Annotated in this window: 2 protein-coding genes; both read right to left on the reverse strand. The window is 45.9% G+C overall.

Features of this window, described 5'->3' with window-relative positions; all coding sequences use genetic code 11:
• Window positions 1-67: 67 nt before the first annotated feature.
• Window positions 68-649: an outer membrane beta-barrel protein gene (locus LZ634_RS22285; protein WP_234508911.1), complete on the reverse strand. Its 582-nt coding sequence runs from the start codon at window positions 647-649 to the stop codon at window positions 68-70.
• Window positions 650-774: 125 nt separating this feature from the next.
• A complete protein-coding gene (locus LZ634_RS22290; protein ID WP_234508912.1) occupies window positions 775-1,404 on the reverse strand; it encodes a winged helix-turn-helix transcriptional regulator in 630 nt (209 codons plus the stop codon).
• Window positions 1,405-1,517: the final 113 nt, after the last annotated feature.

Consider the following 1,517-nt stretch of genomic DNA (forward strand, 5'->3'; position numbering starts at 1 on the left):
TAAGTTGGCAGCATCACCAAAAAAGCCCCCTCATTTATCATGAGGGGGCGATTTACAATATTTTGGATTATTGGCCAAAGCGGTAGCTGATACCGGCCATCACAGAACTGATGTCGCTGCTGACGCCAATCTGGTTCTCATTACCTACATTGCTAACCCACTGATATTCCAGGCGACCAGCCCAGTTTTCATTAAAGGCATATTCCGTACCGACTGCCAGTACCGGGCGAATACCGGTATCAAAGTCGTTATGGCCTTTAATATCCGATTCGGCGCGATACCCCATGACTCCAGCACGTCCATACAGATCCCAGTCGTTGCTCAGACCGTAGCTGGCCTTCAATGAAACCTGTAGCCCCTGACTTTTCATCTGTGAGCCAGATGCCCCATGATTCCCGTTGGCGCCCATATTACCTAAATAGTCGTACCCACCTTCAACCGCCAGCCATGGATTAATTTGATACCCGGTAAAAATTCCACCGCCGACATTATCACGGTCGAAATCAGCATCATGGTGGGAATTAGTGTCACCATAATGTGACCAGCCAAATTTAGAACCGGCGTACCAGCTCCCGGCATCTGCGGCAGCAAATGCGGTAGTGGCAGTAAAGGTACTCGCGATAATTAGCGTAATAAGTGTCTTCTTCATAACAGTCCTATTGTCAACCCGTTATTAAACAAATGAGAGGGATACTATTAAAGTGGGCTTACAATAAGATATAAAACCTCCGCTGATAATCGTTTTATTATTTAATTTTGGACAAACGTCAGGCGTTAAAAATGCTCGGGTAATTTATTTAATTCTGTCAGATAGCCGCCCCGTTTGAATTCAATATAGTGTCCATTTTTTAACGCTGACAGTACATTTAACACGCTACTGCACGATAAATGGGTGCGCTCCTGGATGTAATCCAGGATAGAAACCCGCATTCTTGTCTCTTCCGGCAGCTGGCTCATTTCCTGTAAATGATTGCGGATAACCGAGTAGGTTTTCTGTTGCACCACTAAAGCATCGCGATAGAAAAGATAGGCCGTATGGTACGAGAGTAAAGAGACGACATCTTCCATTGCGCCATGCTGGCGAAAGGTATCCATCGCCGTTTTGGCATCCACCCTCAGTATGGTTGATTCCGTTTCTGCGCGCAGCAGATGCCCACGTACCGGCTGGATCATTTCCGCAATCCCGAACAGGTGCGGATCATAGACAGTCACAATCAATAAGCCGTCAGAAGCACGTAAAATAGAGAGTTCCCCGGCTAAGAAAAGATACAGCTGAGGCTGATGTTTATACGTCCACGTCATGCGTTTACGTGGCACCACTTTGACTTTTTCGGCAATCGGTTCAAGCAACGCCGTCAAAAGTTGAATACTCTGCTCTGGTCGAATCGGCGGTAAAATATGCATAGCAGTACCTGGTCATTAACAATCAACATAATTATAGAGCGCAACAAGGTTTCCGTAAAAAATACGCAACTCGGTATTTACTCATGCCAATGGAGGTAATGACTCCAACTTAT

The organism is Kluyvera intermedia, assembly GCF_021440345.1.
Classification (GTDB): Bacteria; Pseudomonadota; Gammaproteobacteria; order Enterobacterales; family Enterobacteriaceae; genus Kluyvera; species Kluyvera intermedia_A.